Origin of the sequence: Shewanella sp. 11B5 (assembly GCF_002836795.1) — a bacterium.
Classification (GTDB): domain Bacteria; phylum Pseudomonadota; class Gammaproteobacteria; order Enterobacterales; family Shewanellaceae; genus Shewanella; species Shewanella frigidimarina.
This window is the reverse complement of sequence record NZ_PJAP01000896.1, coordinates 1-3287: the sequence shown is the minus strand read 5'-3', so window position 1 is coordinate 3287 and position 3287 is coordinate 1. Positions and strand designations below refer to the sequence as shown.

General features: G+C 41.6%; 4 protein-coding genes. All 4 read right to left on the bottom strand.

Going from position 1 to position 3287, the window contains the following annotated elements; all coding sequences use genetic code 11:
- Nucleotides 1-206: 206 nt before the first annotated feature.
- Nucleotides 207-1634 (bottom strand): AmpG family muropeptide MFS transporter, encoded by a 1428-nt coding sequence (locus CXF78_RS17855; protein WP_011638557.1) that lies wholly within the window; start codon nucleotides 1632-1634, stop codon nucleotides 207-209.
- A gap of 128 nt (nucleotides 1635-1762) precedes the next feature.
- Nucleotides 1763-2095: a hypothetical protein gene (locus CXF78_RS17850; RefSeq protein WP_180957210.1), complete on the bottom strand. Its 333-nt coding sequence runs from the start codon at nucleotides 2093-2095 to the stop codon at nucleotides 1763-1765.
- 330 nt (nucleotides 2096-2425) lie between these two features.
- Complete coding sequence (locus tag CXF78_RS17845; RefSeq protein ID WP_059744777.1) at nucleotides 2426-3010, bottom strand: peptidylprolyl isomerase; 585 nt, start codon at nucleotides 3008-3010, stop codon at nucleotides 2426-2428.
- Nucleotides 3011-3069: 59 nt separating this feature from the next.
- The coding region (locus CXF78_RS17840; RefSeq protein WP_219622091.1) for a YajG family lipoprotein at nucleotides 3070-3287 on the bottom strand (218 nt) is incomplete at its 5' end.

The window sequence follows — 3287 nt, the reverse complement described above, 5'->3', positions numbered from 1 at the left end:
TTGATTTACCGCATGGTTTATAGCTATAAATTATGGCTATAAATTATAGCTAGGCTACGGATTTACATCAGCCCACTTTTAAGAGGGAATGTGTCTTTGATATTGTCAATATTACTACTTTTATAGACATTGAAACGTGAACGTAAAGTGCTGCGGTAGGCCAACTCTTTTGCACTTAAACCCAATACAGTTCGGATATTAATCGCTTACAGTGGTGGTTTACCAACATCTGTCGACACATCGATAGATCCCTCTGTTGATGCCGCATTGGCAATCAACACTTGGTTTTGCGATCGATTCACCAACACCACTAATAGCAACACCGGAAAGCCAATCAAACTCGCTGCAATAAAGAAATTGATGTAACCAAAAGCATCAACATACAAGCCCGAAAATCCTGCGATAAACTTAGGGAACAACAACATAATCGAAGATAATAACGCATATTGTGTCGCGCTATATCCACTACTGGTTAAGCTGGACAAATAAGCGATAAACGCTGCGGTTGCGATACCAGCACTAAAATTATCTACCGATATGGCTAAGGTTAAAAATGGCACGTTGTAGCCAATATACGCTTGCCAAGCAAACAGCAGGTTAGTGACCGCGACTAACAAGGCACCCAAGAATAGAATCTTCATGGTGCCATAACGCATCAGTAACACACCGCCAAAAGCGGCGCCGACTAAGGTCATGATCAAACCATAGACTTTACTGATAAAAGCGATTTCTTCTTTGCTAAACCCGATATCAACATAAAAAACATTTGCCATAATACCCATGACAATATCGGAAATGCGATAGCACGAGATTAACAACAAAATGAGAATAGCGCTTTTGCCATAACGCTTAAAAAAGTCAATAAAAGGCAATACACTTGCGCTGTATAACCAGGCTAATGCTCCTGCGACTTTAGCAGGGTATTTGGCAGCAAACTCGGCTCTTAATAGGCGTTCTTTATCGTCAGCCTGTTTGGTATCGACTTGCGGTTCTTTACTGCATAACGTGGTAATAATACCAACACCCATTAACATCGCCATGGCAAAGTAGGCGGTCTGCCAAGCTTCTAAGTTGTAAGCATCATCGCCAGGAGACACCCAAGCAGCAATGGTTAATGCGCCTGCTGTGGCGATGATCATCGCACTGCGATAACCGACTTGATACGCTGCAGCAAGCGCTGCTTGCATTTTTTCTGGGGCTGATTCAATCCGAAAAGCATCAATGACAATGTCTTGGGTGGCGGAGGCAAATGCCAAAAGTAGGGCGCATAAGGCCAAACGTTCAAGATTAACCACTGGATCGCTAACAGACATACCGAGTATGGCGCCGACTAAGCACAGTTGTGCGAACAGCATCCATCCGCGTCGTCGTCCTAAAAAGCGGGTAAAAAAGGGCAATGACATACGATCGACTAATGGTGACCACGCCCATTTAAATGCATACGTTAGTGCTATCCAGCTAAAATAACCAATCGCCGCTCTGTCGATGCCTGCTTCACGTAACCAAAAACTTAAGGTCGAAAAGACTAGCATTAATGGTAAGCCGGCAGAAAACCCCAGCAAGAGTAAAATAAATACTCGTTTGTGGTAGTAAACCGATAACGCTTCACGGGTACGAGACAAGAAAACCGACATAAGACAACTGGATAAAGGAGAATGGCTCTAGCTTATGTTGCAAGGGGTTTAGGTTCAAGCCATTCTAAAAGATTATTCAGTCAGTTTGAGGTTAAATTAGCATTCAGAGCAGATTTAAGATAATCGCCTTAAGGTCTGATACCAATACAACTTTGTGGCACATTGCCGCCAATATTAATGTAGTCGCAACATTCATGAACTTGCTGGCGTAAGTATTGATTGCCTTTAATTGCCCAACCAGACCAATGATCGAAGCAATACAATAAGTGCCAAAACACTTTCTCGGTATCGCTAGGTTGTTCGGCTAATTGGATGGGATTATTTGATATAAATTGCCACTCTTCCAGCACATCCCACATATAGAGCTGTATTTCTTTGTAATCTAATTGATTGTTTAAAAAAGCTTTACCGAAATAGGCTAGTTGTGGAGCTTTGGTTTCAATAAAATCATTAGCCGTCATCATAATTGCGTCCTTGAGTATTCGAAATGCGGTTGCGAACAATTGCGCAGCTAACTAGGTGAATGAGTCAAATAGAGTATAGACGTTAATTTGGCTGTCGATAGTCAAAAACGTAAAAAAGTGTCGATTTAGTCAATCGATAGTGCTACTTAGTTGATTTTGCAGCTAGTAAATATGTATAGGATAACAATGTAAGACGTCATCATATTGAGTGAGTTTGGACTTATTAATCGAGATAAGATTGGCCAATATTACATTGAAGGAGACAACATAAATGCCGATGGCATGCATTAACATGACCGTCGGTAGGTATAGGCGATTAGCGGGAGATTAGCGAGGCAGTAGAGTCGCTTTTTTCAACATGACAGTATTAACCGGAAAATCGGGCCAGTTTAGGGTGGTGTTATGTTCAGTTGGTACCAATGAAATGGCTTCTAATACATCCATCCCCTGAGTCACTTCACCAAAAACGGTATAGCCCCAACGACGTTTAGAAGGGTCTAATTTTTTATTGTCACCTAGGTTGAAGTAAAACTGACGTGTTGCTGAATGAGGATCGTTATCTCGAGCCATGGCAATTGTGCCAAGGGAGTTTGATAAACCATTACCGGACTCATTTACAACAGGCTCTAGCGAAGGGCGTTCTTCTAATTTCGTGGTTAACCCACCACCTTGAACCACAAATTCGGCAATCACACGATGAAAAATAGTATTGTCATATTCGCCTTTAACCACATAGGTTAAAAAGTTATCTACGGTAAGTGGTGCACGAGTGCGATCTAACTCAAGCACTATTTTCCCCATAGAGGTGTCCAACTCTACTTGTGGATATAAAGTGTCTTTTTGAATGTCGACCGCAGCGCTGGAACTTAAACTGGTCAATAACAGTAGGCAAGTGGATAACCATTTCATCATAATGTGACGTCCTTTTTTATTGGCATCTCTCGATGCCAATACCTGATAAAGCGGGGAAATTAACGTTGAATAAATTGGTGTAACTCTTCATCGTTAAGAATTTCAGTGGTGAGCTTATCAACGAGTTTGGTGATATCTAATTCAAGCGTGGCAAAATCTGGGCTTAACGGGCCTTTTAAATAGCCGTTAGCGTTATAGGATTTGGTGAACTCTTGTTGTGAGTTTTTAGCCAGTACATTGATAACTAGACGTGTTTTTGATTCGTAACTGAACGTGG

Bases quoted from the DNA above. Each gene is read 5' to 3' on its own strand.
- CXF78_RS17845 (WP_059744777.1), bottom strand. From the start codon at position 3,010: ATGATGAAATGGTTATCCACTTGCCTACTGTTATTGACCAGTTTAAGT.
- CXF78_RS17855 (WP_011638557.1), bottom strand. From the start codon at position 1,634: ATGTCGGTTTTCTTGTCTCGTACCCGTGAAGCGTTATCGGTTTACTAC.
- CXF78_RS17850 (WP_180957210.1), bottom strand. From the start codon at position 2,095: ATGACGGCTAATGATTTTATTGAAACCAAAGCTCCACAACTAGCCTAT.